This is a genomic window from Dyella terrae (genome assembly GCF_022394535.1).
Classification (GTDB): domain Bacteria; phylum Pseudomonadota; class Gammaproteobacteria; order Xanthomonadales; family Rhodanobacteraceae; genus Dyella.
Genome location: NZ_CP089414.1, coordinates 929,700 through 954,776, shown reverse-complemented (window position 1 = coordinate 954,776; position 25,077 = coordinate 929,700). Strand labels below are relative to the sequence as shown.

The 25,077-nt window shown below is 61.0% G+C and carries 27 protein-coding genes and 1 tRNA gene; 19 read left to right on the top strand and 9 right to left on the bottom strand.

Annotated features, from left to right (window positions below; all coding sequences use genetic code 11):
* The first annotated feature begins 1 nt into the window (after position 1).
* A complete protein-coding gene (locus DYST_RS03880; protein ID WP_239950203.1) occupies positions 2-577 on the top strand; it encodes a hypothetical protein in 576 nt (191 codons plus the stop codon).
* A 37-nt stretch (positions 578-614) separates the two neighbouring features.
* Here DYST_RS03880 and DYST_RS03875 read toward each other — a convergent pair whose 3' ends face one another.
* Positions 615-1,523 (bottom strand): AraC family transcriptional regulator, encoded by a 909-nt coding sequence (locus DYST_RS03875; RefSeq protein ID WP_239950201.1) that lies wholly within the window; start codon positions 1,521-1,523, stop codon positions 615-617.
* A gap of 104 nt (positions 1,524-1,627) precedes the next feature.
* Between DYST_RS03875 and DYST_RS03870 the strand changes: the two genes are divergently transcribed.
* The 5 genes from DYST_RS03870 (at position 1,628) to DYST_RS03850 (ending at position 4,699) form a co-directional block, all read left to right on the top strand.
* Positions 1,628-2,371 (top strand): SDR family oxidoreductase, encoded by a 744-nt coding sequence (locus DYST_RS03870; RefSeq protein WP_239950199.1) that lies wholly within the window; start codon positions 1,628-1,630, stop codon positions 2,369-2,371.
* 136 nt (positions 2,372-2,507) lie between these two features.
* A complete protein-coding gene (gene serS, locus DYST_RS03865) occupies positions 2,508-3,788 on the top strand; it encodes a serine--tRNA ligase (RefSeq protein ID WP_239950197.1) in 1,281 nt (426 codons plus the stop codon).
* 10 nt (positions 3,789-3,798) lie between these two features.
* The gene (locus DYST_RS03860) at positions 3,799-4,161 is read left to right on the top strand and encodes an LrgA (protein ID WP_239950195.1); all 363 of its coding nucleotides are present in this window, start codon (positions 3,799-3,801) and stop codon (positions 4,159-4,161) included.
* Positions 4,162-4,238: 77 nt separating this feature from the next.
* A tRNA-Ser gene (locus tag DYST_RS03855) sits at positions 4,239-4,328 on the top strand.
* A gap of 134 nt (positions 4,329-4,462) precedes the next feature.
* A complete protein-coding gene (locus DYST_RS03850) occupies positions 4,463-4,699 on the top strand; it encodes a hypothetical protein (RefSeq protein ID WP_239950194.1) in 237 nt (78 codons plus the stop codon).
* 72 nt (positions 4,700-4,771) lie between these two features.
* On the opposite strand, the gene DYST_RS03845 is transcribed toward DYST_RS03850, so the two are convergent.
* A complete protein-coding gene (locus DYST_RS03845) occupies positions 4,772-5,128 on the bottom strand; it encodes a hypothetical protein (protein WP_239950193.1) in 357 nt (118 codons plus the stop codon).
* 412 nt (positions 5,129-5,540) lie between these two features.
* On the opposite strand from DYST_RS03845, the gene DYST_RS03840 reads away from it, so the two are divergent.
* Positions 5,541-6,236 carry a hypothetical protein gene (locus tag DYST_RS03840; RefSeq protein WP_239950191.1) on the top strand — a complete coding sequence of 232 codons (696 nt, stop codon included), beginning with the start codon at positions 5,541-5,543 and terminating at the stop codon, positions 6,234-6,236.
* A gap of 37 nt (positions 6,237-6,273) precedes the next feature.
* Here DYST_RS03840 and DYST_RS03835 read toward each other — a convergent pair whose 3' ends face one another.
* Both DYST_RS03835 and DYST_RS03830 read right to left on the bottom strand, forming a co-directional pair.
* Complete coding sequence (locus tag DYST_RS03835) at positions 6,274-6,567, bottom strand: TetR/AcrR family transcriptional regulator C-terminal domain-containing protein (protein WP_275666968.1); 294 nt, start codon at positions 6,565-6,567, stop codon at positions 6,274-6,276.
* 32 nt (positions 6,568-6,599) lie between these two features.
* Complete coding sequence (locus DYST_RS03830; RefSeq protein WP_239950189.1) at positions 6,600-7,310, bottom strand: Crp/Fnr family transcriptional regulator; 711 nt, start codon at positions 7,308-7,310, stop codon at positions 6,600-6,602.
* A 108-nt stretch (positions 7,311-7,418) separates the two neighbouring features.
* On the opposite strand from DYST_RS03830, the gene DYST_RS03825 reads away from it, so the two are divergent.
* From DYST_RS03825 to DYST_RS03815, 3 genes are all read left to right on the top strand, one after another.
* Positions 7,419-7,943 carry a DUF962 domain-containing protein gene (locus DYST_RS03825; protein WP_239950188.1) on the top strand — a complete coding sequence of 175 codons (525 nt, stop codon included), beginning with the start codon at positions 7,419-7,421 and terminating at the stop codon, positions 7,941-7,943.
* A 479-nt stretch (positions 7,944-8,422) separates the two neighbouring features.
* Positions 8,423-9,253: a polysaccharide deacetylase family protein gene (locus tag DYST_RS03820; protein ID WP_239950186.1), complete on the top strand. Its 831-nt coding sequence runs from the start codon at positions 8,423-8,425 to the stop codon at positions 9,251-9,253.
* A gap of 178 nt (positions 9,254-9,431) precedes the next feature.
* Positions 9,432-10,184, top strand: coding sequence for a DNA/RNA non-specific endonuclease (locus DYST_RS03815; RefSeq protein ID WP_239950184.1), 753 nt, complete (start codon positions 9,432-9,434; stop codon positions 10,182-10,184).
* 224 nt (positions 10,185-10,408) lie between these two features.
* Here the strand turns inward: DYST_RS03815 and DYST_RS03810 are convergent, their stop codons facing one another.
* Positions 10,409-10,891, bottom strand: a complete 483-nt coding sequence (locus DYST_RS03810) for a YaeQ family protein (RefSeq protein WP_239950182.1) — start codon at positions 10,889-10,891, stop codon at positions 10,409-10,411.
* A 106-nt stretch (positions 10,892-10,997) separates the two neighbouring features.
* On the bottom strand, positions 10,998-11,744 hold the full coding sequence (locus DYST_RS03805; protein WP_239950180.1) for a glutathione S-transferase family protein: 747 nt from the start codon (positions 11,742-11,744) through the stop codon (positions 10,998-11,000).
* Between the two features lie 180 nt (positions 11,745-11,924).
* Here DYST_RS03805 and DYST_RS03800 point away from each other — a divergent pair, with 180 nt between their 5' ends.
* The 4 genes from DYST_RS03800 to DYST_RS03785 all read left to right on the top strand — a co-directional run bounded on the left by DYST_RS03800 (position 11,925) and on the right by DYST_RS03785 (position 17,900).
* Positions 11,925-12,257, top strand: coding sequence for a hypothetical protein (locus DYST_RS03800; RefSeq protein ID WP_102305193.1), 333 nt, complete (start codon positions 11,925-11,927; stop codon positions 12,255-12,257).
* Between the two features lie 196 nt (positions 12,258-12,453).
* Positions 12,454-16,944 (top strand): PAS domain-containing hybrid sensor histidine kinase/response regulator, encoded by a 4,491-nt coding sequence (locus tag DYST_RS03795; protein WP_239950178.1) that lies wholly within the window; start codon positions 12,454-12,456, stop codon positions 16,942-16,944.
* Positions 16,937-17,443 carry a response regulator gene (locus tag DYST_RS03790; protein WP_239950176.1) on the top strand — a complete coding sequence of 169 codons (507 nt, stop codon included), beginning with the start codon at positions 16,937-16,939 and terminating at the stop codon, positions 17,441-17,443. Before DYST_RS03795 ends, DYST_RS03790 begins: the two co-directional genes overlap by 8 nt.
* Before the next feature lie 25 nt (positions 17,444-17,468).
* Entirely contained in the window at positions 17,469-17,900 is a 432-nt protein-coding gene (locus DYST_RS03785) for a diguanylate cyclase (protein ID WP_239950175.1), read from the top strand.
* 26 nt (positions 17,901-17,926) lie between these two features.
* On the opposite strand, the gene DYST_RS03780 is transcribed toward DYST_RS03785, so the two are convergent.
* Positions 17,927-18,346: a DUF3592 domain-containing protein gene (locus DYST_RS03780; RefSeq protein WP_239950173.1), complete on the bottom strand. Its 420-nt coding sequence runs from the start codon at positions 18,344-18,346 to the stop codon at positions 17,927-17,929.
* A gap of 229 nt (positions 18,347-18,575) precedes the next feature.
* Between DYST_RS03780 and DYST_RS03775 the strand changes: the two genes are divergently transcribed.
* Entirely contained in the window at positions 18,576-19,028 is a 453-nt protein-coding gene (locus tag DYST_RS03775; protein WP_239950171.1) for a DUF1801 domain-containing protein, read from the top strand.
* Between the two features lie 12 nt (positions 19,029-19,040).
* On the opposite strand, the gene DYST_RS03770 is transcribed toward DYST_RS03775, so the two are convergent.
* A complete protein-coding gene (locus tag DYST_RS03770) occupies positions 19,041-19,679 on the bottom strand; it encodes a TetR family transcriptional regulator (RefSeq protein WP_239950169.1) in 639 nt (212 codons plus the stop codon).
* Positions 19,680-19,769: 90 nt separating this feature from the next.
* Between DYST_RS03770 and DYST_RS03765 the strand changes: the two genes are divergently transcribed.
* The 4 genes from DYST_RS03765 to DYST_RS03750 all read left to right on the top strand — a co-directional run bounded on the left by DYST_RS03765 (position 19,770) and on the right by DYST_RS03750 (position 24,499).
* Positions 19,770-20,435, top strand: a complete 666-nt coding sequence (locus DYST_RS03765) for an O-methyltransferase (protein ID WP_239950167.1) — start codon at positions 19,770-19,772, stop codon at positions 20,433-20,435.
* Between the two features lie 172 nt (positions 20,436-20,607).
* Positions 20,608-21,537, top strand: coding sequence for a retroviral-like aspartic protease family protein (locus tag DYST_RS03760; RefSeq protein ID WP_239950165.1), 930 nt, complete (start codon positions 20,608-20,610; stop codon positions 21,535-21,537).
* A complete protein-coding gene (locus tag DYST_RS03755) occupies positions 21,488-22,060 on the top strand; it encodes a DUF2946 domain-containing protein (protein WP_343214853.1) in 573 nt (190 codons plus the stop codon). Before DYST_RS03760 ends, DYST_RS03755 begins: the two co-directional genes overlap by 50 nt.
* Positions 22,061-22,204: 144 nt before the next feature.
* Positions 22,205-24,499, top strand: coding sequence for a TonB-dependent receptor (locus DYST_RS03750; protein WP_239950161.1), 2,295 nt, complete (start codon positions 22,205-22,207; stop codon positions 24,497-24,499).
* Positions 24,500-24,567: 68 nt separating this feature from the next.
* Here the strand turns inward: DYST_RS03750 and DYST_RS03745 are convergent, their stop codons facing one another.
* The gene (locus DYST_RS03745; RefSeq protein ID WP_239950159.1) at positions 24,568-25,005 is read right to left on the bottom strand and encodes a universal stress protein; all 438 of its coding nucleotides are present in this window, start codon (positions 25,003-25,005) and stop codon (positions 24,568-24,570) included.
* Positions 25,006-25,077 lie beyond the last annotated feature (72 nt).

The window sequence follows — 25,077 nt, the reverse complement described above, 5'->3', positions numbered from 1 at the left end:
CATGCGAGTACTCGTTGCAGCATTGATGGGTGGCATCGTGATGTTCATCTGGGGCGCCGTAGCGCACATGGCGCTGGGCCTGGGCGACATTGGCATGCGCCAACCGGTAGCAGAAGACACTGTTCTTGCCAGCTTGCGGCCCGGCCTGGGCGAGCAAGCGGGCGTGTTCCTTCTGCCCTCGATTGACCCCGCCAAGATGGGTGACAAGACGGTTATGGCGGCCTATTCGGCCAAGGCCAAAGCATCGCCTTATGCCTTTATGGTCTATATGCCGCAGGGTGACGACCTGTCCGACATGAGCGGCCGGTTGCCCCGGGAATGGGCCTCGGACACCTTGTCGGCCTTGATGCTCGCCTTTGTCATGGGGTTGGCTGCGTTTAGCTTTATGACTCGCTTGAGCATTGCGTTGGCTGCCAGCGTGTTTGCCTGGCTCAGCACCATGGTGCCGTACTGGAATTGGTACATGTTTCCTACCAACTTCACGGTGGCGGCGCTGGTGGAGCAGGTTATTGGCTGGTTGCTAGCTGGGGCGGTGATGGCGTGGTGGTTGGGGCGGAGCAAGCGGCGCACGCTTTGAATCACAGGTGATTGATCGCTCGGCCGGTGTCGCGAGTTCACTCGCGCGCCGCCGTGTGCTCCCGCGCGTACCGCGCCGGTGGCAAGCCGACGTGCCGGGTAAACGCCACGCTGAAGGTACTCGCCGAGCTGTAGCCGATACGCTCCGCTACGTCGGCGATGCCTACACCATCGCGCTGCAGCAGGCGTTTCGCGAGCGCCATGCGCCATGCGAGCAGGTACTCCATCGGTGGCATGCCTACGGCACGGCTGAAGCGCTCGAAGAACGCCGAGCGCGACAGCGCCGCTTCCTTCGCCAGTTGGGCCACCGTCCATGCGCGGGTCGGGCTTTCGTGCATGCACCGTATCGCGGCGGCGAGTCGCGCATCGGCGAGTCCGTTCAATAGACCCGGCGAGGCCGTCGTGCCTGTGGTGGATCGCAAGGCCTCGATCAGCAATACCTCTAGCAGCCGCGAAAGAATGACCTTGCGGGCAGGGCGTTGCGTGCGTGATTCCTCGATTACCAGTTGCACCAGCGTGGATAGCCGTTGCTGGCCGCGAACATGTACGAGTTTCGGTAGCAGCGACACCAGCAACGCGGCATCCGGCGATCCAAACGTGCAATAGCCCACCAGCATGCGAACGTCTGGCGGACCATCCGGGTGGCCGAGCCGGTACTCGCCGCCGGGCAGCATTGTCGGTACGGAGTCGACGTCGCGTGCCGGTGGCGATTTGCTCGACATGGCAAAGCCAGAGGAGGCCGGGATCAGCAGGAAATCCCCCGCTTCGAGAATCAGCGGTTCACGCCCTTCAATGGCGAGGCGGCATGCGCCCTCCAGAATCACGCCATAGAACGGCCGCCCAGCCTCGACGCGGCGCACCTGCCAAGGGCCGGCAGCGCTGGAGATCTTGGAGAACGCAGCCTCTGGCTGGAGCAGGGTGACGATTTCCGAGAGCGGGTCAGTCATTGCTGGACTATAGCCAACAAAAGATGGACTTTCGATGGTAGTGAGTCCGGATGCTGGCGCCTATCGTGGGGACAGTTCCTCTTCACCCCACGCCTGGAGTCTCTGTGAAAACCATCCTGATCACCGGCTGCTCGTCCGGTTTTGGCCTTGAGATCGCCCGCGATTTCCTTGATCGCGGCTGGAATGTCATCGCGACCATGCGCACGCCGCGCGAAGACCTGCTGCCACCTTCCGAGCGCCTCCATGTGTTGCCGCTCGACGTGACCGATCCGCAAAGTATTCGCCGGCTTATCGACGCCGCCGGCCCCATCGACGCGCTCGTCAACAATGCTGGCATCGGGTTGCTCAACGCACTGGAGGGCACCTCCATGGACGCCGTGCGCGAGCTGTTCGAGACGAACACCTTGGGCACCATCGCCATGACGCAGGCGGTATTGCCGCAGTTTCGAGAGCGGGCGAATGGCGTCATCGTCAACGTTACCTCCACGGTCACGCTGAGGCCTTTGCACCTGTTGTCCGTGTACACCGCCAGCAAGGCCGCGGTGAATGCGTTCACCGAGTCGCTGGCGTTGGAGCTGGAGCCTTTTGGCATCCGGGTTCGGCTGGTGCTGCCCGGGCGGGCGCCCGGGACGCGCTTTGGCGATAACGCGCGGTCCCGCATGAGTGCGGGTTTCCCTGAGGCGTACGTCGGCCTGGCCCAGGGCGTCATGAATGGCTGGGCGCAGTCGACCGACCCGGTGACCTATGCGACTGACGTGGCCGAGGCCGTATGGCGTGCGGTGACCGATCCCGCCAGCTCCATGCGGCTGCCGGCCGGCGCGGATGCCGTGGCCTGGGCTGCCGCCTAAGGCGTTGCTCCAAGCGGAGCGCCTGCCATATTTCTGCGCGGCAGGCATGCTCCGGGGTCTGAGCACGCGCCGCATTGCCCCTCCGGCGTTGCCGCGGTGATAATCCAAGGTTCCAAGTCATTTATCTGGACCCGACATGCTGGACCCCGCACTGCTGCGCTCGCGCTTGGCCGAAACCGCTGCGCGCCTCAAGGAGGCCCGTGGCTACGAACTCGACGTGGCCTCCATCGAGTCGCTGGAAAGCCAGCGCAAGCAGCTGTCTACCGAGACGCAGGAGCTACAAAACCTGCGCAACACGCGGTCCAAGGCTATCGGCCAGGCCAAGGCCAAGGGCGAAGACGTCGCCCCGTTGATGGCCGAAGTTGCCGGCATCGGCGACAAGCTCAAGGCCAACGAACAAGCGCTGGCCGACGTGCAGGCCAAGCTGGCCGACATCACGCTGGGCGTTCCCAACATCCCGCATGAGTCCGTGCCGCTGGGCAGCGACGAAACGCAGAACGCCGAACAGCTGCGCTGGGGTACACCGCGCACGTTCGACTTCGATGTGAAAGACCACGTCGACCTCGGCGCCCGCCATGGCTGGCTCGATGCCGACGACGGCGCCAAGCTTTCCGGCGCACGTTTCACCGTGCTGCGCGGCCAACTGGCGCACCTGCACCGCGGGCTCGCGCAGTTCATGCTCGACCTGCAGACCGGCGAGCATGGCTACCTCGAGTGCAACGTGCCGCTGATCGTCAACGCGGAAACGATGAAGGGCACCGGCCAGTTGCCCAAGTTCGAGGACGACCTGTTCTCCACCGAGGTCAATGAGGCGAAGCGCTATCTCATCCCCACCGCGGAAGTCGCGCTGACCAACCTCGTCGCCGACAGCATCGTCGAAGCCGACGCACTACCCATGCGCCTCACCGCGCACAGCATGTGCTTCCGCGCCGAAGCCGGCAGCTACGGCCGCGACACGCGCGGCATGATCCGTCAGCACCAGTTCGAGAAAGTCGAAATGGTGCAGATCGCCACGCCTGATCAACCGCATGCTCAGCTGGAAGAAATGGTCAGCCACGCCGAAAAGGTGCTGCAGCTACTCCAGCTGCCGTACCGCAAAGTGCTGCTGTGCACCGGCGACATGGGCTTCTCCGCCATCAAGACCTACGACCTGGAAGTGTGGCTGCCCAGCCAGAACACCTACCGCGAGATCTCTTCGTGCTCCAACTGCGGTGACTTCCAGGCCCGCCGCATGCAGGCCCGCTGGCGCAACCCCGCCACCGGCAAGCCGGAGCTGGTGCACACCTTGAACGGCTCCGGCCTGGCCGTAGGCCGCACCCTGGTCGCCGTGATGGAGAACTACCAGAACGCCGACGGCACCATCACCGTGCCCGACGTGCTGCGCCCGTACCTGCGCGGCCAAGAACAGCTAGCCTGAGGCCATGACCATGAGCAGCACGCGCTGGGATAAGGTTGAACTCACTGCCAGCTACACGCTGCTGACCATCCTCGCCACCGAGCTGCTCACGCGCCTGGGGCTGATCACCATGTTCCCCATGCCCACGGTGGATCTGGTGCTCAGCATCCTCGCCACTGTGCTGGTCATCGGCGCCTTCTGGTTCGCCCGGCAAAGCCGCGCACTGCGCTTCGGCATCATCACCTTCGCCGCTGCCACCCAGTTGGTACCCATGGTCATCCGCTCGCCGGTACTGCTGCTTCCGCTGGTCGGCGCAGCGGTTCCGGTGGGCATCATGTTGTGGGCGGTGTTTGCCTTGTCGAAGAAAGGGCGGGGAACGGCGAGTCATTCCTGATAAGATTCAGATCTTGTCATTCCGGCGAAGGCCGGAATCCAGTAGCGAAAGCCATTGGATGGAAAACAACCAAACAAGGAGAGATGGCCGAGTGGTTTAAGGCAGCAGTCTTGAAAACTGCCGTAGGTGTAAGCCTACCGTGGGTTCGAATCCCACTCTCTCCGCCAGAAACGAAAACGCCCCCAATATGGGGGCGTTTTCGTTTCTGATTGAGCGACTGGGTGAGAACCCACTGGTTCGACAAATTCGTCAGGAACGAATTTGGACAGCCGAAGGCTGGCCCGTCGCAGAGCTGCCCCCGATGGCATCATTCCCCTGGACTATCCAGTCGATCAGCCCGGCAGCCCGGATGAGCCTTGCCGGAGGCGACGCCTTCGCGGTTGACGGTGTGCCGCTCGCCCGCAATACGAAGGTGCTGGATACGGGGCTGTCGGTACCGATTGCCCGCGACGCCAGTGTCACACTCGCGTACAGCGGCCAGTTGGGGCATCACGTCGTGGAGAGTGGTTTCCGCGGCGGTTTTGTTTGGAAGCTCTGAGTACGAAAGCAGCCCCGGGAAGTGTTTCCCGGGGCTGTTCAGGTGATGCCGAGCACCGCCGTTTCCCGATGGTTACGTGCAAGCCGCCGCGCAGTCCTGGCCGTTGTCAGAGCAAATTTTGTTGATGGCTTGCTTGATGGGCAGTTGAACGGCCTCGTCTTGGCAGGCTTGTATCGCCTGTTCTTTCAGAAACGTAGTGCCATTCAAGAAGTTCTTTTGGTTGTTGTCACTCTTGGAGAATGTGATCCAGCGGCTGTCACAGTGGAGGTGGGGGTAGATACTCCCGCCGTCGTCACTGGCGCCGTCGTTCGTGACGAATTCCGCGTCGCCGCAGTACGTTTTTTTGTATGAAGCGGCCTGCGCCTCATGCGGAAGTGCCGACGAAATGAGAAGCACGCAAAGGGCAATCGCAAAGGGACGCTGCGTCATGGGATTCTCCTGTCGATGAAAACCGTGCCATCGTTGCCCCTGCTGTACAACGGGCGGTGACTCCTGCCTCACGCCCTCTATGGTATTCCGTTCCGGGGTGGCGGCGCCCCGCGCACGGTTTTAATGGGGCTATTTTCCTGATGCCTGGCAAGGGGCGCGAAAGCCCCCTTTGTGCGCCACGCTGACCTGATGAGGCGGGTCCCGTCATTTCTTGCGTCAACGGGGCGATGCGCCAATCGTTCTTGCTTCGTGGTACCTGGACATGAGAGTGGCCAAGAAGGCATCTACTCGACCAGCATCACCCAACAACCCTGAGTAACGCCCTGGTTCATTCGCGATGACTAAGCCGTCCATCTACATCTGCACCGTCCACTACAGGACCGAACGATGGATCAGGCCGCAGCTGTTCTTCTTGAAGAAGAATATCGACGCCGATTACAAAGTGTTCGCATGCGTGCCACCGTCGCGGAAGAGGAAGGATTTCCACCTGGAGAGCAGCTATGCGCCGCAGAGCTCCAGTGGGCAGAATCACGCCGACAAGTTGAACTATCTTGCCCAGTTGGTTTGCAACGAGGCAGATGATAACGACATCCTTGTTTTCCTCGATGGCGATGCCTTTCCTATTGCACCTGTCGCTCAATTTTTGACGGAAGCGCTGCGGACGCATCCGTTCGTGGCGGTGCAGCGTTTGGAGAATGGCGGGGACGATCATCCACATCCATCTTTTGCGGCGACTACCGTTGGCCTCTGGAAGAAGATAAGCGGGGACTGGTCCGTGGCTTCCTACACCAATAGTCATGGGGCAGAGGTGGCCGACACGGGTGGCGCTCTGTTCAACAATCTGACCGCTCGCCAGATACCGTGGCGCGCCATGTTGCGGTCAAACAAGCGCAATCCACACCCCTTGTGGTACGGCATCTATGCTGACCTTGTGTACCATCACGGCGCGGGCTATCGGGCGCCGGTATCGCGGATTGATTCGATAACGTCCGGCAAGCGCGAAGATGCGTTTCTTGCGAGCCGCGCTTACAAAAAGAACAAAAGCATGCACAAAAGGATGCTTTTCAGCATCCGGTACAACCCCTGGTTTTATCGCAAACTGATATGACGATGCAGGGCGGCAAGGCGACTTTCTGCCTGAATGATCACGTGGTGCGCGTCGTTGCTACGGCGCCCGCAATAATGAGCTTCATGCTCTCTTTGTATCGTCGGTCAAACTGATCGAACAGCACCGGACCGGCCTTCCGCATGAAGGGCAACTTGGCGGCATCAAGTTGCTTTTTGCGTTCTTCGATGTCGTAGTCGGGCGATCGTTCGCCGGGGCGCGGGAACACGGCTTGTTCTTCCACTACGAAGCTCAGCGTAAACATGTAGACGGTGCTCATAAGCACGACGGCCTGTCGGTGCGTGAGGCCTGCTTTGATCAAGTGCGCGCCAATGTTCTCGGTGGTTTCGTGGAACAGCGCGTTGGTTACGCAGCGTGCTCACGCGCTTGCCGGAGCTTCTCAATATCCAGAATCTCAATCGCACCTCGATTCCGCTGGATTGCTCCAAGCACCTCAAGCTCCCGCAGGGACTGATTCACCGTTTGCCGTGATAGCGACAGCATGAGTCCGAGCTGCTCCTGCGATACGCCAATGATCCGTTTGCTGCGGTCAGACCACGTGCCGTAGCCACTGGCGATGGTGATGAGTCGGGCGGCTACGCGAGGCGTGGCTGGCAGCAGAGTGATTTCCTCGACGGCCAGGAAGGTCATGCGCAGTTTTTGGGTGAGCAGGCGACCCAACTCCCGCCAGCCTTGTGGAAGGCGCGCGACGGCATTCAACACGGATTCCTGGGGGATGCGGAGAAGTTCGCATTCGCCCTCCGCCCAGGCATCGTGCGTGCGCGGTGCGCCGTCAAACAGGGCGATCTCCCCGAACCACTGCGGCGCTTCGAGCATGGCGAGCAAGGCCTCGTGACCGCCTTGCGTGATGCCGGTGATGCGAACGACGCCCCGCAACACGCAGTAAATGCCGTCCGGCGCGTCGCCACGTGCGAAGAGCCGCTGGCCGGAGGCGAGGACTAGTGGCCGGGCATCAGCAAGCAGTGCTGTGGCAAACTCGACGGGCAGGGCGGCGAACCAGGCGCCCGAGCGCACCGTGCGTTCCCAGTCGTCCCTGAGTGGTTGCGCGTTGGGCATGGTGTCTCCTGTGGATTCATCCGGCTAGCGTGGGTCTTATGTCGTTTACCCGACACAAGGCGCGATGTCACCCCGGGACAATGGCAGCACCGTCTCTGGAGAGTCCTTATGAAATCACTCGAAGACCAGTTGGTTTCTTATGCGGCTTACCACCGCGACTCGCGCAATATCGCCACGCACTTCGTGGGTATCCCGATGATCGTAGTGGCCGTGGCGGTACTGCTCTCGCGCCCGGTGTTCGCCGTGGCGGGCTTCCCGCTGTCTCCGGTCATCGTGGTAGTGGCCCTCATGGCGCTTTACTACCTGCGGCTTAGCCGGGGGCTTGGGTTGCTGATGACGGCACTGCTAGCACTTGCAGCCTGGTTTGGTGCGTGGGCGGCTCGGCTACCTGGGCCCGTTTGGCTTGGCATCGGTATTGGCGGCTTCGTGGTCGGCTGGGTTTTTCAGTTCGTGGGGCACTACTGGGAAGGCCGCAAGCCTGCTTTCGTGGACGACCTGATGGGGTTGGTGATTGGCCCGTTGTTTGTCGTAACAGAGGCGATTTTTATGGCGGGGCGTTTGCCAGAGCTGATGCAGGCTGTCGAGGCACGCGCCGGCAAGGTGCGTCGCAGTGGCGCGGATGTAGCGCATTAATGCGGAGCTTAGGGCCGCACGATCACTCAACGAGAATCGCATGCGAGCTCTTTGTTGAACTGGACCGAGAATCAAGTTCTGCTGAAAAACGCCAAAGGAAGTGACCAGCGCATCGCTACCTTTCGGCTGGCTATCGAAATCTAGCCATCTCAACGTTTTCTGTTTTTACCTTTTGACCCATGGCTGGACAGCGCTCTATGCTTCACCCGAGCACGGCGCTCGATTGAGTCATTTAGTGACAAAAAAGCGCATGCGTGTACGGGTGGGGACGTGGCAACACGCGTCGTGCAGCGACGCTGGGGGGGCAATGCGAGGCTCTCGATGGTCGCTGCGATTTCACAATGAAAGTCTCGCGATAGCTTCGTGCCTCCGAGACTCACTGGCACAGTATCTGCAGGTACGCATCACGGAACGATGCGCCCATTCGAACGAGAATCCGCACCATGGAAGGACTGAAGCTACTGTTGACTTACGACCTGGTGGAAAGCCCCGCCACGCTCTGGGTTCGCGGGCTGTTTGGCCGCTTGTTCGACTACGTTCTGGCACTTCAGTATCGATCAGGTCTGTACACGTTACTCCGCTGCGGCGGCGGGCTGGCGTTGAGTGCTGTCGTGGCGCTGACGGTTTTCGTGATGGCCGCATTGCGGACGCCACCGCCGACATACTTTGTGCTTAACGAGAAGCACACCGGTATCGCCGCGCCGAGTTATCCGGCATGGCATCAATTCAGCAACTGGGTAAACCATCGGAAGTTTGCCGTGCTGACTTTCGATGACGGCCCCGCCGGTGACGTCATGGATAGTCAGTTCCTTGCCATTCTGCGCAAGCATCATGCGCATGCCATTTTTTTCCTCGTCTGCAACAAGATCAACGGCGACACCGCGCCGGCGCTCGGAAAAATGTTGCGCGAGGGCCATCTGATCGGCAATCACACGCTCGATCATCAGCACGTGAGTGCGCTGCCTTACGAACAGGCCCTGCATCAGATTGATGCGTGCAATGAGCGCATCGCCAGCGTCACGGGGCGACGCCCTTACTTTTTCCGGCCGCCGTTCGGGCATTCGTCGGCGATCGTTGCCCAAGCGTCCAGCGCGGCGGGCGTGCAGCAGGTGTTCTGGAATGCCAGCAGTTACGACTATATGTATCGCAAGCCAGAGAAGATCGCCCAGTTCAGTCTTGAAGAGACGAAGGACATGTCGATCCTCCTGATGCATGAGCGCAAAGGCACGGCGGCTGCTCTCGATACGCTGCTGACCAAGTTGGAGGCTGATGGCTTTACCTTTGTGTTGCCAAAGGAGGCGCTGATGTAAGCGTGCCAAGCGGATGGGTTGCTCGTGCTTCTCTGACTACCTTTCTGCACGCCAGGTGCAAGGCAAATGCGATCCGATTCACAGGAATCGCAAGTTATTCCAGTCATAACCGCAAAGTCATAGACCTGACATCCGTCGTCAGTAGGTTCCTGCGAACCACATATTGACGGGGAACACCATGCCACGCTTTGGCTCTTGGCTGCTTGCGGTCTGTTTCTTCGTGTCTGGCGGTGCGTTTGCCGGCACGACGTGTCCCAACTTCTTCATCGCGGGCTCTGCGCCCACGCTGGATGCGTCGTTGCTGAGTCGCACGACGGAGGTGTGCCATACCGAGTACGTGCTCTTCGCGTCAGGCGTGACCAAGGGGCCGCTGTATTCGGCGGAGCATTTGACCGCCGCGCAGATTGCTGGCGCCAATTCGATCAGCCGTAGTGGTTCCTGGCATCAGGAAACCGGCATTCCGACGGCGGATCGTTCGCAGTCGTCGGACTACACCAACAGCGGCTACGACCGCGGCCACATGACGCCGGCTGGCGATGCGTCGACGCTGACCTCCGAGGGCGAAACGTTCTCGATGGCCAACGTGGTGCCGCAGCTGCATAAGCTGAATGCGGGTGAATGGGAAAAGATCGAGAACTACGTACGCAATATCGCGACCCAGCAGGGCGAGGTGTACGTAGTGACGGGCCCTGCCTTTGACCCGACGACCATTCCGACCATTGGCAAGGACAACGTGGCCGTGCCGGCCTACACCTGGAAGGCGGTGTACGAGCCGGGCGTAGGTGCGGCAGCATTCCTCTGCACCAACGCGGACAACTACACGTGTGCGGTGGTGTCTGTGGATGATGTGAAAACCATGTCCGGCGTCGACCCGTTCCCGGCCCTGTCGGCGACGATGAAGTCGAACCCGATCGGTCTGACGCTGCCGTAAGGTAGACGCAAGGTCGATGTCCGCGGGGCGCTTGAGGTGTGCTTAAGCGCCCTGAGGTTCGTCAAAGAAACTGGCCGTGCCACGGCTCGCTCAGCTTCGGCATGTACGGCCAGTCGATTCTGTGCAGGAGGTCGGTTCGGGCGGCCAGGGCGAGTTTGAAGGTGAGGAGCATGCCGCCCAGGTCGTTGCTCCTGTGATTAGTCGACGATCAGGTCGTCCAGTCATCAAGCCGCAGCGTATTCGCCGAGACGGGCAAGCGGTTGTACCGTGACCGTGGTCTCCCCATCCATCAGCTGAATTTCGCCGTCCTGGATCAGGCACTGCAAGCGCATGCCGCGATTGAGCAGGGTGGTCAGTTGTTGCACCGTGGCTTCGGGAATGTCGAGTACGGCGAGGTTCTTGCTGCGGCCGAGCGAGCTGGCCGCCTTGTTCCACCAGATATCCGCACTGCGGCCGCCGTAGTTGATCACCGCCACTTGCCGTGCCCGGCCGCAGGCCTTGCGGATGCGTGCTTCGTCCGGCTGGCCTACTTCGATCCACTGCTCGATCTCGTCGGCGTACAGCGCGAACGCGAGCAGGCGCACCATCAGGCGCGCCTCCGTCTCCGACGGATGTCGCGCCAGCGTCAATGCATGGGTGGCGTAGTAATGCCGATCCATGTTGCTGATCTGTAGCTCGACTTTATAGATGGTGGCATTGAGTGCCATGAGCGTGCCCGGAAAAGGTAACCGCTCATTATACGCCCTGGATTGACCCAAACCCGGAGATGGAGCGATGACGCCCCATGTCCGCAGAACTCCAGAGGTTAACGACTCAAGCCGCGGTGGACTGCGCAGGGACTTCCCACTCGTGCTCGGGGTAGTAGCGATGCATCATGCGTGCGGCATAAGCGACCAGATTCGGATGGCTTTCCGCGGCCCAGCGCAACGGGGTCTCGAAGAACGGCGTAAGCACCGAGGCGACCACACCAAACGCTATGGCGTCTGCGGCATGGGGCTTTTCGCCGAACAAGTACGGTTTGTCGCCAAGCAGGGTGGCTAGCGCGTCGAGCGAGCGTTTGCCGAGTTCGGCGATCTGTTCTGGCGTATGCCGACCCAGCCCGTGGCTATGCAGTTCACCGACCTTGCGCGCCTGCATCTCCTCGCGGATTTGAGCGCGCATCGACTCAGGTGCCCGGTCGGCGAAATGTGCAGGGCCCTTGGCGAAATTGCCCGTATCGACCCAGCGGAACCACACCATGGCCCAGTAAAGATGGTCTTCCATCATCCGCTCAATCGCCCATGACTCCGCACGTTGGCGCGCATCCAGGCCAGCATCCAGATCCACGTGGTACTTGTGCTCGATATGCGTGCGAATGTGGGTTGAATCTGTCACGACATGCCCCTCATCTTCGACATAAGGCACTTTGCTTCGTGGCGCATTTGGCGGAATGGTGAATTCCTTGCGATAGGCCAGGCCGGCCATCTTCAACTGCACTTCGGTCTTGATCACGAACGGGCTGGTTTCCGGCATGCCGAAAGCTGCACCGGTAGCGTAGAAGGTGATATCCGATGCGGTCATGGTGACGTTTCCAGTAGATGAAGTAATGCCAGTCTGGCGATGTGCTGCTGACAACATCATGTCAGCAGGGTGCGAGCAATCAGGGTTTTGGCAGTACATCGCCATGCAACGGCCTGTCGCTCTTGAGGGCAACGCCCGATAAGATCCTGTCAGAAGCCACCTGACTGTGGGAGGGAACCCATGCGTGTCGAGAACATTGAGGAACTGAAGGAACGCCTGCAAACGCTTTTCGGCGAGCCTGGCTTGGTCTTCAACGATTACCAGAACTATGGCGTGGTGTTCGATCGCATGGGCAAGGCGAAGGCGTTGATGCTGGAGCTTCAGCAGAAGACGGGGGCGTCGTCCTGGGACGGCGAGGCAGGACATTGGTTTTACCGGAATGATGAGGAGAACTGGGCGCTGATGCTGCGCTCCGTTCCGCATAGCGTGTGGTGCATGGCCACCATTACGAGCCTGCACCAGGCGCACTTGCAGCGACACCTTGACGAGTTCCAGGCCCATAACGCCGAGTAGGTGTGCCGGAGGCCTCCTCTGACCGAGGCCGGTTTCACACGGCCGGTTGTTCACGCGCAGGCTCCTGCGGTGCCTGCCGGGTCGCCGATTAGAGGGTGGTTCAAAGGTAGATTTTCTTCATGGAACCCGGACACGGCAGCGCGTCATAATGCGCGCCTGCATTGGCCCGGGGCGGGTGGCCCTGGCAGGGGGAAGGGTGACTCGGAAACTTGGCCCAATATTCTGGTCGGCAGCCGTACTGGTGCTGTCGTGGGGCATCACTGCGGCTGCGTGTTGGCAACTGTTAGCCAGGAACCACCGTGCGGTCGAGCAGCGGTTGAATCTCACCGCCGATCAGATATCCCGGGATTTGGAGGGGCGGTTTCGCCTCTACGACTACGGCCTTCGGGGCGTTCGCGCGGCGATCATCGCGGCGGGCTTCAGTGATGTCAGCCACGACACGTTTTCGCGAGCCATGCAGTCGCGGGACTTCGATACCGAGTTTCCAGGTTCGCGCGGTTTTGGCTACATCGTCAGGGTGCGCGAGGGCGACCTCACCCGATTCGTGGCCAGGGCGCAGCTGGACCGTCACGCGCCTTTTCATGTTCGTGAATTGACCACCACGACGGGCGACCGATTCATCATTCAGTACATCGAGCCGGAGCCGTCCAACGAAGCGGCGATCGGGCTCGACATTGCGTCCGATCCCAATCGACGGACGGCCGCATTGAGTTCCATGGCATCCGCGCGCGCGACCCTCACCGGGCCTATCACGCTGGTGCAGGCCACCGGGGCCGAGAATCGCGGGGCCTTGTTCCTGCTGCCGATCTATCGAGCGTCGCAAACGCCGCCGCTCGCTCAGCGGGATGCGGACCTGGTCGGCTGGGTCTATACGCCCCTGGTCACCGACGAGATCCTGGCGACCTTTGCGCGCTCCTATCCTGGCATGTCGCTCAATATCGCCGACGTGTCCGGTGGCGGTGATGCGGAAAGCGTGTTCACCTCGACGCCAACGCGAGCCCGCGGCCAGGCAGATCACGAGATCACCCGCGACATCTCGATATATGGCCGCACGTGGCGTCTGGCCATTGCGCCCAACCCGGATTTCATCGAGGGCTTGGGGCTGCCGGACCCGGTGGAGCAGACGGTGTGGATGGGGTTGGGTGGTGCTTTGCTCGCGGTGATCGCGGCGCTGGTGGCGTACACCACGTCGCGGCGGCGGCGCTCGCTGGCGCAGCGGGCGCGACTGGCCACCATCGTCGAAGACTCGCACGACGCCATCATCGGCACGGCGCTCGATGGCACCATCATCGAGTGGAATCGCGGGGCTACGCGTCATTTCGGCCATGACGCTGAGGATGTCATGGGCAAGTCCCTTGCGGACCTCATCGTGCCAAGACGGTACCTGGACGAGGACAAGGACATCCTGCGGCGGGCTTCCACGGGCGAGAGCGTAGCGGTCGGTGAATCCGTGCGGCGACACCGTGATGGCTCGACGCTGTATGTCGAAATTTCCGCGTCCCCGATTCGCGACGAGCGGCAACAGGTGGTCGGCGTGGCCACTACGCTGCGCAACATTACCGATCGCAAAGCCGCCGAGCGCCAGGTGCGTGAACTCAACGCCACGCTGGAGCAGCAAGTTCAGCAACGCACCAAGGAATTGAAAGCGGTCTCCTCGTTGCACAAGGCGATCCTGTCGAACGCGGGTTTTGCCATCTTTGCCACGGATGTCCAGGGGGAGATCACTCTGGTCAATCCGGCAGCCGAGGCGATGCTCGGCTACAGCGCACGCGAGTTGGTTGGCAAGGGGTCGCCTCTGCAGTTTCATGACGACACGGAGATCATTCTTCGTGCCGAGGAGTTGGAGGCGGAACTTGGCCGCCCGGTTCGCGCGGGCTTCGAGGTGCTGATCGCCAAGGCGCAGCATGCACCCGATGTCCACGAATGGACCTTTGTGAAGAAAAGCGGTAAGCGCCTTCCGGTGCTTCTCAACATCAGCGCCATGCGGCGCGAGGACGGCTCGATCGAGGGTTACCTCGGCGTGGCGGCCAGCCTGGAGGAACTGAAGCGGCGCGAAAATGCGCTGGCCGTTAACCAGCGCAAACTGCGCGGCCTGTTTGAGCTTTCCCCTTTGGGTATCGCGTTGACGGATGAGTCAGGCAAGCTGGTCGAGTTCAATCAGTCGTATCGGAACCTGACCGGTTATAGCGACGCAGAGCTCATGGACATGGACTACTGGCGCCTGACCCCGTCGGAGTACTTGTCGCAGGAGCAGAACATCATCGCTGTGCTGGAGCAGACGGGGCGGTACGGACCGTATGACAAGCATTACATACGCAAGGACGGCCACCGGGTGCCGGTCCGCCTGAACGGTGTGACGCTCCGTATCGACGACAAACCGTATATCTGGTCTATCGTCGAAGACACCACTGACCAGCGGCTGGCCGAGGCGGTCATGGTGAATGCCATTGCTGCAGCCGAGGCGGCCAGTCAGGCGAAGAGTGACTTCCTCGCGAATATGAGTCACGAAATCCGCACGCCGATGAATGCCATCCTTGGCATGTTGCAGTTGCTTCAGAAGACGTCCCTGGATATCAAGCAGCGGGACTACACGCAAAAGACCGAAACGGCCGCCACAACACTACTGGCCTTGCTCAACGACATTCTCGATTTCTCCAAGATCGAGGCAGGGCGTTTGACGTTGGAGATGCATGAGTTCGACCTCGACAAGTTGTTGAGGGAGATTGCCGTCATCGTCAGCGCGAATGTTGGTCACAAGGATATCGAGGTGGTTTTCGATATCGATCCGGGTATCCCGAGCTGGCTGGTAGGTGACTCGTTGCGCTTGCAGCAGGTGCTCATCAACCTCGCCGGTAATGCGGTCAAATTCACCGAGGTCGGCGAGGTACGGCTTCAGGCCAGATTGGTGCGCCGAACGGGTGGTAGTGTCGGTGTGCATTTCGAAGTCCAGGACACCGGCATCGGTATCGCCGACAAAAAGCTTTCGTCCATTTTCGAAGGGTTCTCGCAAGCCGAGGCGTCGACCACCCGTCGCTTCGGCGGCAGTGGGCTCGGTTTGGCCATTTGCCGCCGCCTTGTCGAAATGATGGGCGGCCAGCTGCAGGTCGAGAGTCAGCTTGGCGTGGGTAGCCGCTTTTATTTCAATGTGGACGTCCAGACGACGGAACGGCCGGTTAGCGTATCGGCGGAAGTCATTGGGCAGCTACGCGAACTCAAGGTGTTGGTGGTCGACGATAACGCCAGTGCGCGCACCATTCTTGCCGAGATCGCCACATCGCTTGGATGGCAATGCGATGCCGTCGCCAACGGTGCGGAGGCCCTGCGGCAAGTGGCTGGCAGTGGCGATCAGGTCATGATCTACGACGTAATCCTGATGGACTGGTCGATGCCTGGCATGGACGGTTGGGAAGCAGGTCGCCGTATCCGTGACATTTGCCCGCCTAACCAGTGCCCATTAATCGTGATGGTGACGATGCACGAACGCGAGGCGGTGGCACAGCAGATGTCCTCGGCAAGCATCGTGATGGATGGCTTCCTGGTTAAGCCCGTGACGTCATCCATGCTGCTCGATGCAGTGGCCGACGCGTTGGCCTCCCGTACACCGGCGCTGGCAGCGCAGCATGACACTAGCTGGCGGGAGCAATTGCGTGGCCGCCTGGAGGGGCTGAGCATCCTGGTTGTCGAAGACAACGCAACCAATCAACAGGTCGCGAAGGAGCTACTGGAATTTGAAGGCGCCGACGTCGATGTCGCGAGCAGCGGCCTGGATGCGCTCAAGATGCTCGAGGGGGATGTGCATCTGTATGACGTCGTGCTGATGGATATCCAGATGCCGGTGATGGACGGCTTTACCGCGACCCGGCACATACGGGGCACGCCCGGCATGGAGACGCTACCTATCATTGCCATGACGGCCAATGTGCTGGAAACGGATCGCCTTGCCTGCCTTGAGGCCGGCATGAATGACCACTTGGGTAAGCCATTCGATATCGACGTGCTGGTCAGCACGATTCTTCATTGGACGAAAGGCCGCGAGTTGGTCGCGGCCGCGGCTGCTGCGCCCAAGCCGAAGCAGGCGACGAAAGGTTGGGTTGATGCAGACCTCGACGATGCGGGGGCGCTTGCGCGCTTCGGTGGGCGCCAGGTGTCTTATCAGGCCGCGCTGAAAAGCTTTGAACGTTCGATGCAAGATGCCCTCACTGATATTGCCGCTGCGCTGAAGAACAACGATGCCAAAGAGGCCGTCAGGGTTCTGCATGCCTTGAAAGGGGCGGCGGCAACCATCGGAGCCAATCGCCTGTCTGCCATTGCGGGCTCCTATGAGCGCGAGGCATTGGCCGAGTCGCCCTCGTGGAACGAGAGTGGTGTCCTGGATCACTTGAGGGAGTTGGCCGAACGCACCTTGACGTCGATCCGAGGGGTCTCGCGTGAGCGTGCCGAGCCCAGGGAATCGCCCGTTGACCAGACACTGGATCGCCAGGCACTTATCCAATTTGCGGAGCTCTTGGCAGCGTCGAACATGCTCGCCGTCGATCATTACGAAGGGATGCGAGGTCAGCTTACTTCAGCGCACCCGGATATCCGGCAGCAGTTGGACGATGCCATGTCGATGCTGGACTTGAAGACCGGCTTACGTATCTGCAATGCATTGCTTGAGGCGGAGAACAAGGATCGCCCCCATGAATGACATCTTCGGTTCGACTCAACCTCGGCCAGTCGTCGCCATGGCCAGGCCAAAGCTGCTCATCGTTGATGATCAGCCAGTGAATATTCGCGCATTGCATCAGATCTTCTCGGGCGACCACGACGTCTTTATGGCCACGAACGGGGCGGATGCCATCGCGTTTTGCGAGGCCTCGCAGCCCGATCTGGTTCTGTTGGACGTCGTCATGCCCGCGCTGAGTGGCCTGGATGTCTGCCGCACACTGAAGGGCAACCCGGCGACTGCGGACATTCCGGTGATCTTCGTGACGTCGCTCAATGAGCCCGAGGAAGAAGGAGCCTGCTGGGACGTTGGCGCCGTGGATTTCATCACCAAGCCGATCAATGCCAAGACGACGCGTAACCGAGTGCGCGCCCATCTCACACTGAAGCATCAGGCGGACATGCTTCGCCAACTGGCATGGGTGGATGGCCTGACGGGCATCCCTGAACAAACGGCAGGTCGACGCGCGTTCGGAAGATGAGTTTCGACGCTGCAAACGTGAGGCCTTGCCGCTGGCTGTGGCCGTCGTGGACATCGATTACTTCAAGGCATTCAACGATACCTACGGTCATCTGGCGGGCGATGATTGCCTGCGCAGCGTGGCGCAGGCCATTCAATCATCCTTGCAGCGCCCCGGTGATTTCGCCGGGCGCATGGGTGGCGAGGAGTTCATTGGTATCTTTCCGGCAACGGGCTTGCAGGAAGCGACGGAGCTAGTGCGTCGGATAGACAGCGCCATACGCGCGCTCCGCATACCTCACGTCGGTGGCATTGATGGCCAGGTAACCGTATCCATCGGCGTGATCAGCGCGGTGCCACACGGTGAGTTGTCGGTTGCTGCATTCGTTGAGCAAGCGGATAAGGCGCTCTATCAGGCCAAGCAGCAGGGTCGTGCGCGGGTATATGCGGTTGAAGGTGATGTGTCGAGCATGGCCTAAGCCGGGTGCTTTCTCGCCGGCTGCGATCAACCAAATCTGCCTGTTGTTTTGATTTCACCGCCAAGAAACACCACGGCAAGGCAACCCAGGCCGATGGGTAGAACCCCGAGTATCGAGCCCCATAGTGCGAAGAACGTATCCGCGCGCGCCGAGCCCATCGGATCGCTCGGATCATAGGCAACCGGCATCGGCGCACCGGGCTTGCCCACCGCGCCGCCATTCTGGACGAACTGAACGGACGCGCCGGCCTCCGTTGTGAAGAGTATGAGTGGATGCCCGGAGTTCTCGATAATCACGCCCGTCGTACGGCTGCATCGAGCGAGGAAGACAGCCGTTTGATAGGTTTGAACCAGCGCCCACGCGAGCACCACCGTGGCAACCACGCTGACCGCCACCTTTTCCCAGTTCCGCAGCGGTCGCCAGTCGTTCCGGGATGGCGTTGTCATGTGGTCGCTTCCTTGATGATCGATCCGCCTATGCATGATAGGCGTCCGTGCCAGGAATGGCATGCGAAATCCCGAGGTGCCGGGTTCGCATCCGGTGGGCAGCTGATGCTGTGTTCCGTCGATGCCTGGAATCACGACGGTGTCTCCCGCGTCGATCCCGCTGATCCATTTGTTCCGTGGCGGATTTGTATCTGGTATCCAATCGCGCGCAGTATAGGCTGGCTCGACTGTGACATTTTTGCGCTTGAATGCCAGGAGTATCGATCCGGTGAATCCGTCAGAACGCATTGATCAGCTAATTGAGGGTATCGAGGATTGGCGCGGCAAGACCCTGACAGGTCTTCGCGAGACCATCCTTGCCGCCGATAAGGCGGTAATCGAGGAATGGAAGTGGATGGGCAGCCCGGTCTGGTCGTGCGACGGCATGATTGCCGTAGCCAATGCGCACAAGGAAAAGGTGAAGATCACCTTTATGCATGGTGCCCAGCTTGAAGATCCCGCCGGGCTGTTCAATGCCGGGCTTGATGGCGGCAAGTGGCGCGCGATTGATTGGCACGAGGGTGATTCGATCGACAAGCCCGCATTGAAGGCGCTCGTGCGTGCCGCCATCGCTTACAACCGCGCACACCTGAAGAAGAATGCGCCAGCGCGCAGCCGGACAAAAGCAGAGAAGGGCGCCTGAGTGGCGCGGTGCTTACTTCAAGCTTCGGTCGAGGCTCTTGAGGTAGGCACAGAACATGGCCGCCATGGCTTCCGAGTACGCGTCGATCTCGCTTTTCGTGCGCGGCTGTTCCGAGAATTCCTTGCCGGCAGCACCGAGCGTCCTGGTAATCAGGTCGCTGGCCAGCGCCTGAGTCGACTCTGGCGCTCTGGGTAGTACCTCCTGCATAAAGCGGTTGATGATGCCGCTTCCCGAAGCCTTGGCCTCGCGTGCCTCAGGCGCGTCGCGATAGAGCGGGGCGGCGTCGTTAAGCGCCGTGCGCATACGTGCTTCCTCGCATTCGGAGTGGATGAAGGTGTGAACCAGGGTGCGCAGCCGGTCGAGCGGCGACTTGCGCACGTCCTCGAGAATGTCGCGCAGCAGGCCCGTGGTCTCTCGCCATTCGTCGCTCTGCAGGCGAAACAGGATGGCTGCCTTATTGGGAAAGTATTGGTACAGCGAGCCGACGCTGACGCCGGCTTTCTCTGCGACGCGTGCGGTGGTGAAGCGGTGCGCGCCTTCCTTGGCCAAAACCTGAGCAGCCGCCTCAAGAATGGCTGCGACGAGCTCGGTCGAACGAGCCTGTACGGGCTTTTTTCTCGTGGAAAGGCGGGAGTTCTGGCGACTGTTCATGGGCACCACGTAATGCGAATAGGAAACGCGATGAATTCGTCGCATTCTAGTCCGGCACCCAGACAAACGCACTTTTTATTGGAGATTTACATGACAACGCTTACCCATGCGCCCTTGGCTTCGCTGTTGGATCGCCTGTTCGACGAGGCTGACGCGACTTCGCCGGCAGCGATTCCTGCCGTGGCCGAGCTTTCGTCCGAAGAGCGCTCGCGCCTTATGCGAAGCAAGACGGATTACCGCGCTTTCTATGCACACTTGAAAGACTTGCCGCTGGCTGTGTCGCGCGAGACGGGTGTGTTGCTCTACATGCTGGGGCGTGGTGGTCGCGCTCAAACCATCGTGGAGTTCGGCACGTCGTTCGGTATCTCTACCTTGCATATGGCGGCGGCGCTGCGCGACAACGGTGGCGGCCGATTGATCACGACCGAGTTCGAGTCGTCCAAGGTAAAGCGTGCTCGCGAGAACCTTGTGGCGGGCGGCCTTGCCGACTTGGTGGAGATCCGCGAGGGCGATGCGTTGCAGACCTTGGCAGTCGACTTGCCCGAGCACATTGACTTGCTTTTGCTAGACGGCGCCAAGGCGCTTTACCCCGAGATCCTGCATCTGCTGGAAAGCCGCTTGCGGCCGGGTGCCTACATCGTCGCCGACAATGCCGACTACAGTCCCGAATACCTCGCCTATGTGCGTGCACCGGCCAACGGCTATCTCTCCACGCCGTTCGGTGATGATGTCGAGCTGAGCATGCGAGCCCGCTAAGGCCATTCCTTCCGGCACTGTGTCGCACACGGAAACGTTGCGACATTGGCGCGTCCGACGGACGCCATTCGGTGCTCGTCGTGGAACGTTGTGATTCGTTCCTTGTGATGTGCAGTCTTGCGCACACGAGGAAAAGATCGCCCGTTCTCATCCGCCAGGAAGGAGTTCATACATGCGTCGCCTCTTGATGTCGCTGGGCGTGTGGTCGATGGCCGTGACAAGCGTTTGCGGTGTGCAAGCACGCTCCGCGGATCGCTCCGTTGATCCTCAGGTCGCCCTGAGTGCATCGCCCAACGGGCACGACACGGTACCGGTCTACGTCAACGGCAAGGGGCCGTATCCCTTCATTCTCGATACCGGTGCTGATGGACCGGCTGTGTACCAGTGGTTTGCCGATGAGGCGCGCCTGCCCAAGGTCGCAGGCAAGGAGCAGGATCTATCCGGGCAGACCGGGTCGGCGAAGGTGTCGATGTTTCGCATTGACGATGTGTCACTCGGCGGTTTGCACTATCACGGCGCGGAAGCGTTCGGTCTTCCTGATCGGAAGGACGGCGGTCAACAGGCAGGTGTGCTTGGCAACGACTTCATGGACAAGGCCGTGGTCGTTTTCGACTTTCCGTGCCGCCAGGTCACAATCTATCCCACGCCTACGGATGTGCAGAAGATTCTCGGCGGTGCACACGTCGTGCACGCCGGTGTCGACGAAGGCACCACACTGCTGACGTTGCCCGTGACAGTGAACGGCGCTCAAGGTATCGCCGTGCTCGATTCGGGGTCGCGGCAAACTCGCCTGACGCCGGGTTTTGCGAGCAAGGCGGGCATCGATGTCGCCTCGTCGACATTTCACGACGACACGGCGATCTACGGCACGAGCGGGAACAAGCGGGTGCCGCGCACCGGTCCCGTGGGCGAGGTGCGGTTTGCTGGCCTTACGCTCACCAACGCCACGGCCCAGGTCGTGGACCTGCCCATGTTGGCGGATGATTTCCATGGTGAGCCGGCCATGCTGCTCGGGGCCGATTTGATCGGCCGGTATCGGCTGATTTACGACCATGCGTCGAAGACCGTCGGGTTCGATGCTTCGCGTTGCGAGGCGCATTGAGGGGCGCGGCAACTCGCTAGTAATGGTCGCGGGCGACGCAACGCCGCACCCGTCAACCCGTACCCTGATGTTATCGATCGTGCGATCATGTCTGGAGCCCACTCAAGGGTTGGGGAAAGGCTTGATTCGACGCAGGACATCACGACGCTTTGTTGCATGGCTGGCTCTTGCCGCCATGTGGCTGCTCGTGGCTGCGCCGACCGTTTCGCGTGTGCTCCCGGCCTTGGTTTCTGTAGATGCAGGGGCTTGGTGCGCCAACCATGGCGACGATCATGCCGACATGGCTGGTATGCCCATGCCTGGCATGCCGGATATGCCCAGCGATCCGTCGCTGCACATGGATCAGTGCGGCTACTGCGCCATGCTGGCGCATACGCCGCTGCTTTCGGGCGGAGTCGTCGCCCTTCTTCTTGCTGCTCCTCTACCGGCCGTTACGCCGGACATGCGCGCCATGGCGCCGTGGCATGCGCAGCCATTACTAAGCGCGAATCCGCGAGGGCCACCGTTCGTCCTGCTGGGATAACGGTCTAGCGGAGTGGCGCGCGTCCTGCGACGCCACCCGAATGGATGGCAAGACAGGGGACGGGTGTGGCGACACGCCCGTATGCCCGTGCTTGCCTGTGCCTCAGTCCCGCGCCGCGTCGCGGGACATCATGGAATTCATGTCATGCGCTTTTCCTTCATGCGCGGAGCGGCCCTTGGATTGCCGCTCACGCTGCTTGCTTCCTCTATTGTCATGGCTCAATCGGGTCCCAGTGATTCGCCGGATCAGACAGCGCCGGACAAAAAGGTCACCAGTCTGGGTGCGGTCAAGGTGTCCGCTGCCACGCAGAAACTGGTGGCGCCAGGTTTTCCGGCAACCCTGGCCTCGGTGCCTGCCGAGCGCGTCGAAGCCACGATCAATGCCGTGGATGTGGAGGATGCGGCGAAGTACCTGCCGAGCCTGTTCGTGCGCAAGCGCAACTACGGTGACACCCAACCGGTGCTGGCTACCCGCACGTGGGGTGTCAACTCCAGTGCGCGCACGCTGGTCTATGTCGACGACATCCCGATCTCGGCGTTGATCGCTAACAACAACACCATCGGTGCGCCGCGCTGGGGCATGACCTCACCGGAGGCCATCGACCACATCGACATGATGTACGGCCCGTTCTCTGCTGCCTACGCGGGCAACTCGATGGGCGGCGTGATGCACATTGTCACGCGCATGCCTGATAAGACCGAGGTGACCATCAAGCAGACGGAGGCGGTGCAGTCCTTCGATCTGTACGGCACGCACGGCAACTACAGCACCAGCCAGACGAGCCTCACGGCGGGCGGGCGCAGCGGCAACTTCGGCTGGTTCTTCGGCGCCAACGCGATGAACAGCTTCAGCCAGCCGCTGTCCATTATCACTGGCAGTGCAACGCCTGCCGGCACCGGCGGCACCATTCCGGCGCTGAACAAGTTGGGGCAGGTGGCGAACGTCTATGGCGCGGGTGGCTTGCTGCACACGAGCATGCTGGACCTCAATGGCGAGTTCACTTACGACATCACTCCGCAATGGAAGGCGACCTATTTGGTGGGCTACTGGCACAACCACGGCCAGTCGAGCACGGACACCTACCTGACGGACACGGCCGGCCATCCGACTTACGGCAAGGTGGCGGGCTTTGCCAGCAATGTCTATCAGCTCAGCGCGGACCACCTGATGCAAGGCTTGTCGGTGAAGTCGGATACCAAGGGTAACTACGACGCATCGTTCGTGGTGACGCACTACGACTTTCTCAGGGATAACCAATGGCAGCCGGCCGGCGTAACCACCGGGACGGGGCTGACCACCAATGGCCGATTGGCGAGCTACGGCGGCACGCGGTGGTCCACGGTCGATGCCACGGGTATCTGGCGTCCGCAGGGGTATGACGGGGCGCATGAGGTGTCCATCGGCGCACATGCGGACGAGTACAAGCTCAACAACCCGACCACCAATCTGAGCGATTGGCAGGATCCGGATACCCTCACCGCGCTGTACTCGACCGGCCGCGGCAAGACGCAGACGCAGGCCTTGTGGCTACAGGATGCATGGCACTTCGCGCCGAACTGGCTGCTGACATGGGGCGGCCGCTACGAATGGTGGAAGGCCAGCGACGGCTACAACTTCAGCGGTAAAACCGGCGTGCAGCAGCCAGTGGAAAAGGCGAATGGCTTTTCGCCCAAGGCCACCCTGCAATGGAACGTCGCAGCCGATTGGCGCATCACCAGTTCGCTGGCCAAGGCCATCCGTTTCCCGACGGTGGGTGAGCTGTACCAGTTGGTGCAAACCGGCTCGACCTACAGTGTGCCCAATCCCGACCTGAAGCCTGAAACCGCGCGCAGCGGTGAACTGGCCGTGGAGCACGCGATTGACCAAGGCATGCTGCGCCTGTCGCTGTTCCAGGAAAACACGAAGAATGCGTTGATCTCGCAGACATCGACCCTGCCCAACGTGGCGGTGCCGGTGACCTATGTGATGAACGTGGGCAAGCTGCGCAATCGCGGCATCGAGCTGGTGGCGCAGAAGGACAACGTGCTGATCCAGGGGTTGGAGCTATCCGGCAGCGTGACCTTCGTGGACTCGACCATCCTCTCGAACGATAGCTTCGCGAGCACCGCGGGCACCATTTCGGAAGGCAAGCACGCTCCCTATGTTCCGCGTTGGCGCGCGACGGCTGTAGCGACATACCGGCCCGACGCCGCATGGGCATTCACGCTAGCCGGGCGTTACAGCGGGAGGCAGTACTCGACGCTGGACAACACCGACAACACGCCGCACGTGTTCGGTGCCTTCGACAAGTTCACCGTGTTCGACGTGCGCGCGCACTACCAGATCAACGACCATCTGGCGGCTTCGTTCGGCATCGACAACATCAACAACGAGAAGTACTACCTGTACCACCCGTTTCCGCAACGGACGTATGTGGCGGATCTGAAACTGAGTCTGTGAAGCTGAGTGTCGGTGCCGCGACATCCATCGCGGCACCGATCGCATGCAGGATGCGGCGCGAAGCTCGGTCAGTGGCAGACGAGCACGGGCACGTTGGCGCGCAGCAGCACCTTGTGCGTTTCGCTGCCCAATAGCAGGCGTGTCATGCCGCGCCAGCCGTTCGAGCCCATCACGATAAGGTCGGCCTGTTTGTCCTTGCAGGCTTGCACGATCGTTTCGTAAGGCTGGTCGCCGAATTCGGCGACGCCCTCGAATGGCACGCCAGCCGCTTCTGCCAGCCCCTTCACCTGCTCGAGATAACGCTGGCCGTTGGCCTTGGCTTCTTCGTCGTAGGCAAACTCGGTGGCAGCCAGGATGGCGCCCATATAGGCGATGGTCTGGAACGGCGAGATCACGTGGATCGCGGTGACTTTCCCCTTGGTTAGTACGGCCTGCTCGATGCCGGTTTTCGCGGCGCGCAGGGAGACGTCGGAGCCATCGATGGGGATGAGGATGTGTTTGAACATGGGTTCCTCGCTGGTAGCCGCAGACGCGGCGAAAGAGGGCGTTCATGGACGCCGAAAGCCAGCGTGACGCCG

Excerpts from the sequence above, each read along its gene's own strand:
- DYST_RS03880 (WP_239950203.1), top strand. The coding sequence starts at position 2 with ATGCGAGTACTCGTTGCAGCATTGATGGGTGGCATCGTGATGTTCATC.
- DYST_RS03875 (WP_239950201.1), bottom strand. The coding sequence starts at position 1,523 with ATGACTGACCCGCTCTCGGAAATCGTCACCCTGCTCCAGCCAGAGGCT.
- serS (WP_239950197.1), top strand. The coding sequence starts at position 2,508 with ATGCTGGACCCCGCACTGCTGCGCTCGCGCTTGGCCGAAACCGCTGCG.
- DYST_RS03860 (WP_239950195.1), top strand. The coding sequence starts at position 3,799 with ATGAGCAGCACGCGCTGGGATAAGGTTGAACTCACTGCCAGCTACACG.
- DYST_RS03850 (WP_239950194.1), top strand. The coding sequence starts at position 4,463 with ATGGCATCATTCCCCTGGACTATCCAGTCGATCAGCCCGGCAGCCCGG.
- DYST_RS03845 (WP_239950193.1), bottom strand. The coding sequence starts at position 5,128 with ATGACGCAGCGTCCCTTTGCGATTGCCCTTTGCGTGCTTCTCATTTCG.
- DYST_RS03830 (WP_239950189.1), bottom strand. The coding sequence starts at position 7,310 with ATGCCCAACGCGCAACCACTCAGGGACGACTGGGAACGCACGGTGCGC.
- DYST_RS03825 (WP_239950188.1), top strand. The coding sequence starts at position 7,419 with ATGAAATCACTCGAAGACCAGTTGGTTTCTTATGCGGCTTACCACCGC.
- DYST_RS03815 (WP_239950184.1), top strand. The coding sequence starts at position 9,432 with ATGCCACGCTTTGGCTCTTGGCTGCTTGCGGTCTGTTTCTTCGTGTCT.
- DYST_RS03810 (WP_239950182.1), bottom strand. The coding sequence starts at position 10,891 with ATGGCACTCAATGCCACCATCTATAAAGTCGAGCTACAGATCAGCAAC.
- DYST_RS03805 (WP_239950180.1), bottom strand. The coding sequence starts at position 11,744 with ATGACCGCATCGGATATCACCTTCTACGCTACCGGTGCAGCTTTCGGC.
- DYST_RS03800 (WP_102305193.1), top strand. The coding sequence starts at position 11,925 with ATGCGTGTCGAGAACATTGAGGAACTGAAGGAACGCCTGCAAACGCTT.
- DYST_RS03790 (WP_239950176.1), top strand. The coding sequence starts at position 16,937 with ATGAATGACATCTTCGGTTCGACTCAACCTCGGCCAGTCGTCGCCATG.
- DYST_RS03780 (WP_239950173.1), bottom strand. The coding sequence starts at position 18,346 with ATGACAACGCCATCCCGGAACGACTGGCGACCGCTGCGGAACTGGGAA.
- DYST_RS03770 (WP_239950169.1), bottom strand. The coding sequence starts at position 19,679 with ATGAACAGTCGCCAGAACTCCCGCCTTTCCACGAGAAAAAAGCCCGTA.
- DYST_RS03765 (WP_239950167.1), top strand. The coding sequence starts at position 19,770 with ATGACAACGCTTACCCATGCGCCCTTGGCTTCGCTGTTGGATCGCCTG.
- DYST_RS03760 (WP_239950165.1), top strand. The coding sequence starts at position 20,608 with ATGCGTCGCCTCTTGATGTCGCTGGGCGTGTGGTCGATGGCCGTGACA.
- DYST_RS03755 (WP_343214853.1), top strand. The coding sequence starts at position 21,488 with ATGCGTCGAAGACCGTCGGGTTCGATGCTTCGCGTTGCGAGGCGCATT.
- DYST_RS03750 (WP_239950161.1), top strand. The coding sequence starts at position 22,205 with ATGCGCTTTTCCTTCATGCGCGGAGCGGCCCTTGGATTGCCGCTCACG.
- DYST_RS03745 (WP_239950159.1), bottom strand. The coding sequence starts at position 25,005 with ATGTTCAAACACATCCTCATCCCCATCGATGGCTCCGACGTCTCCCTG.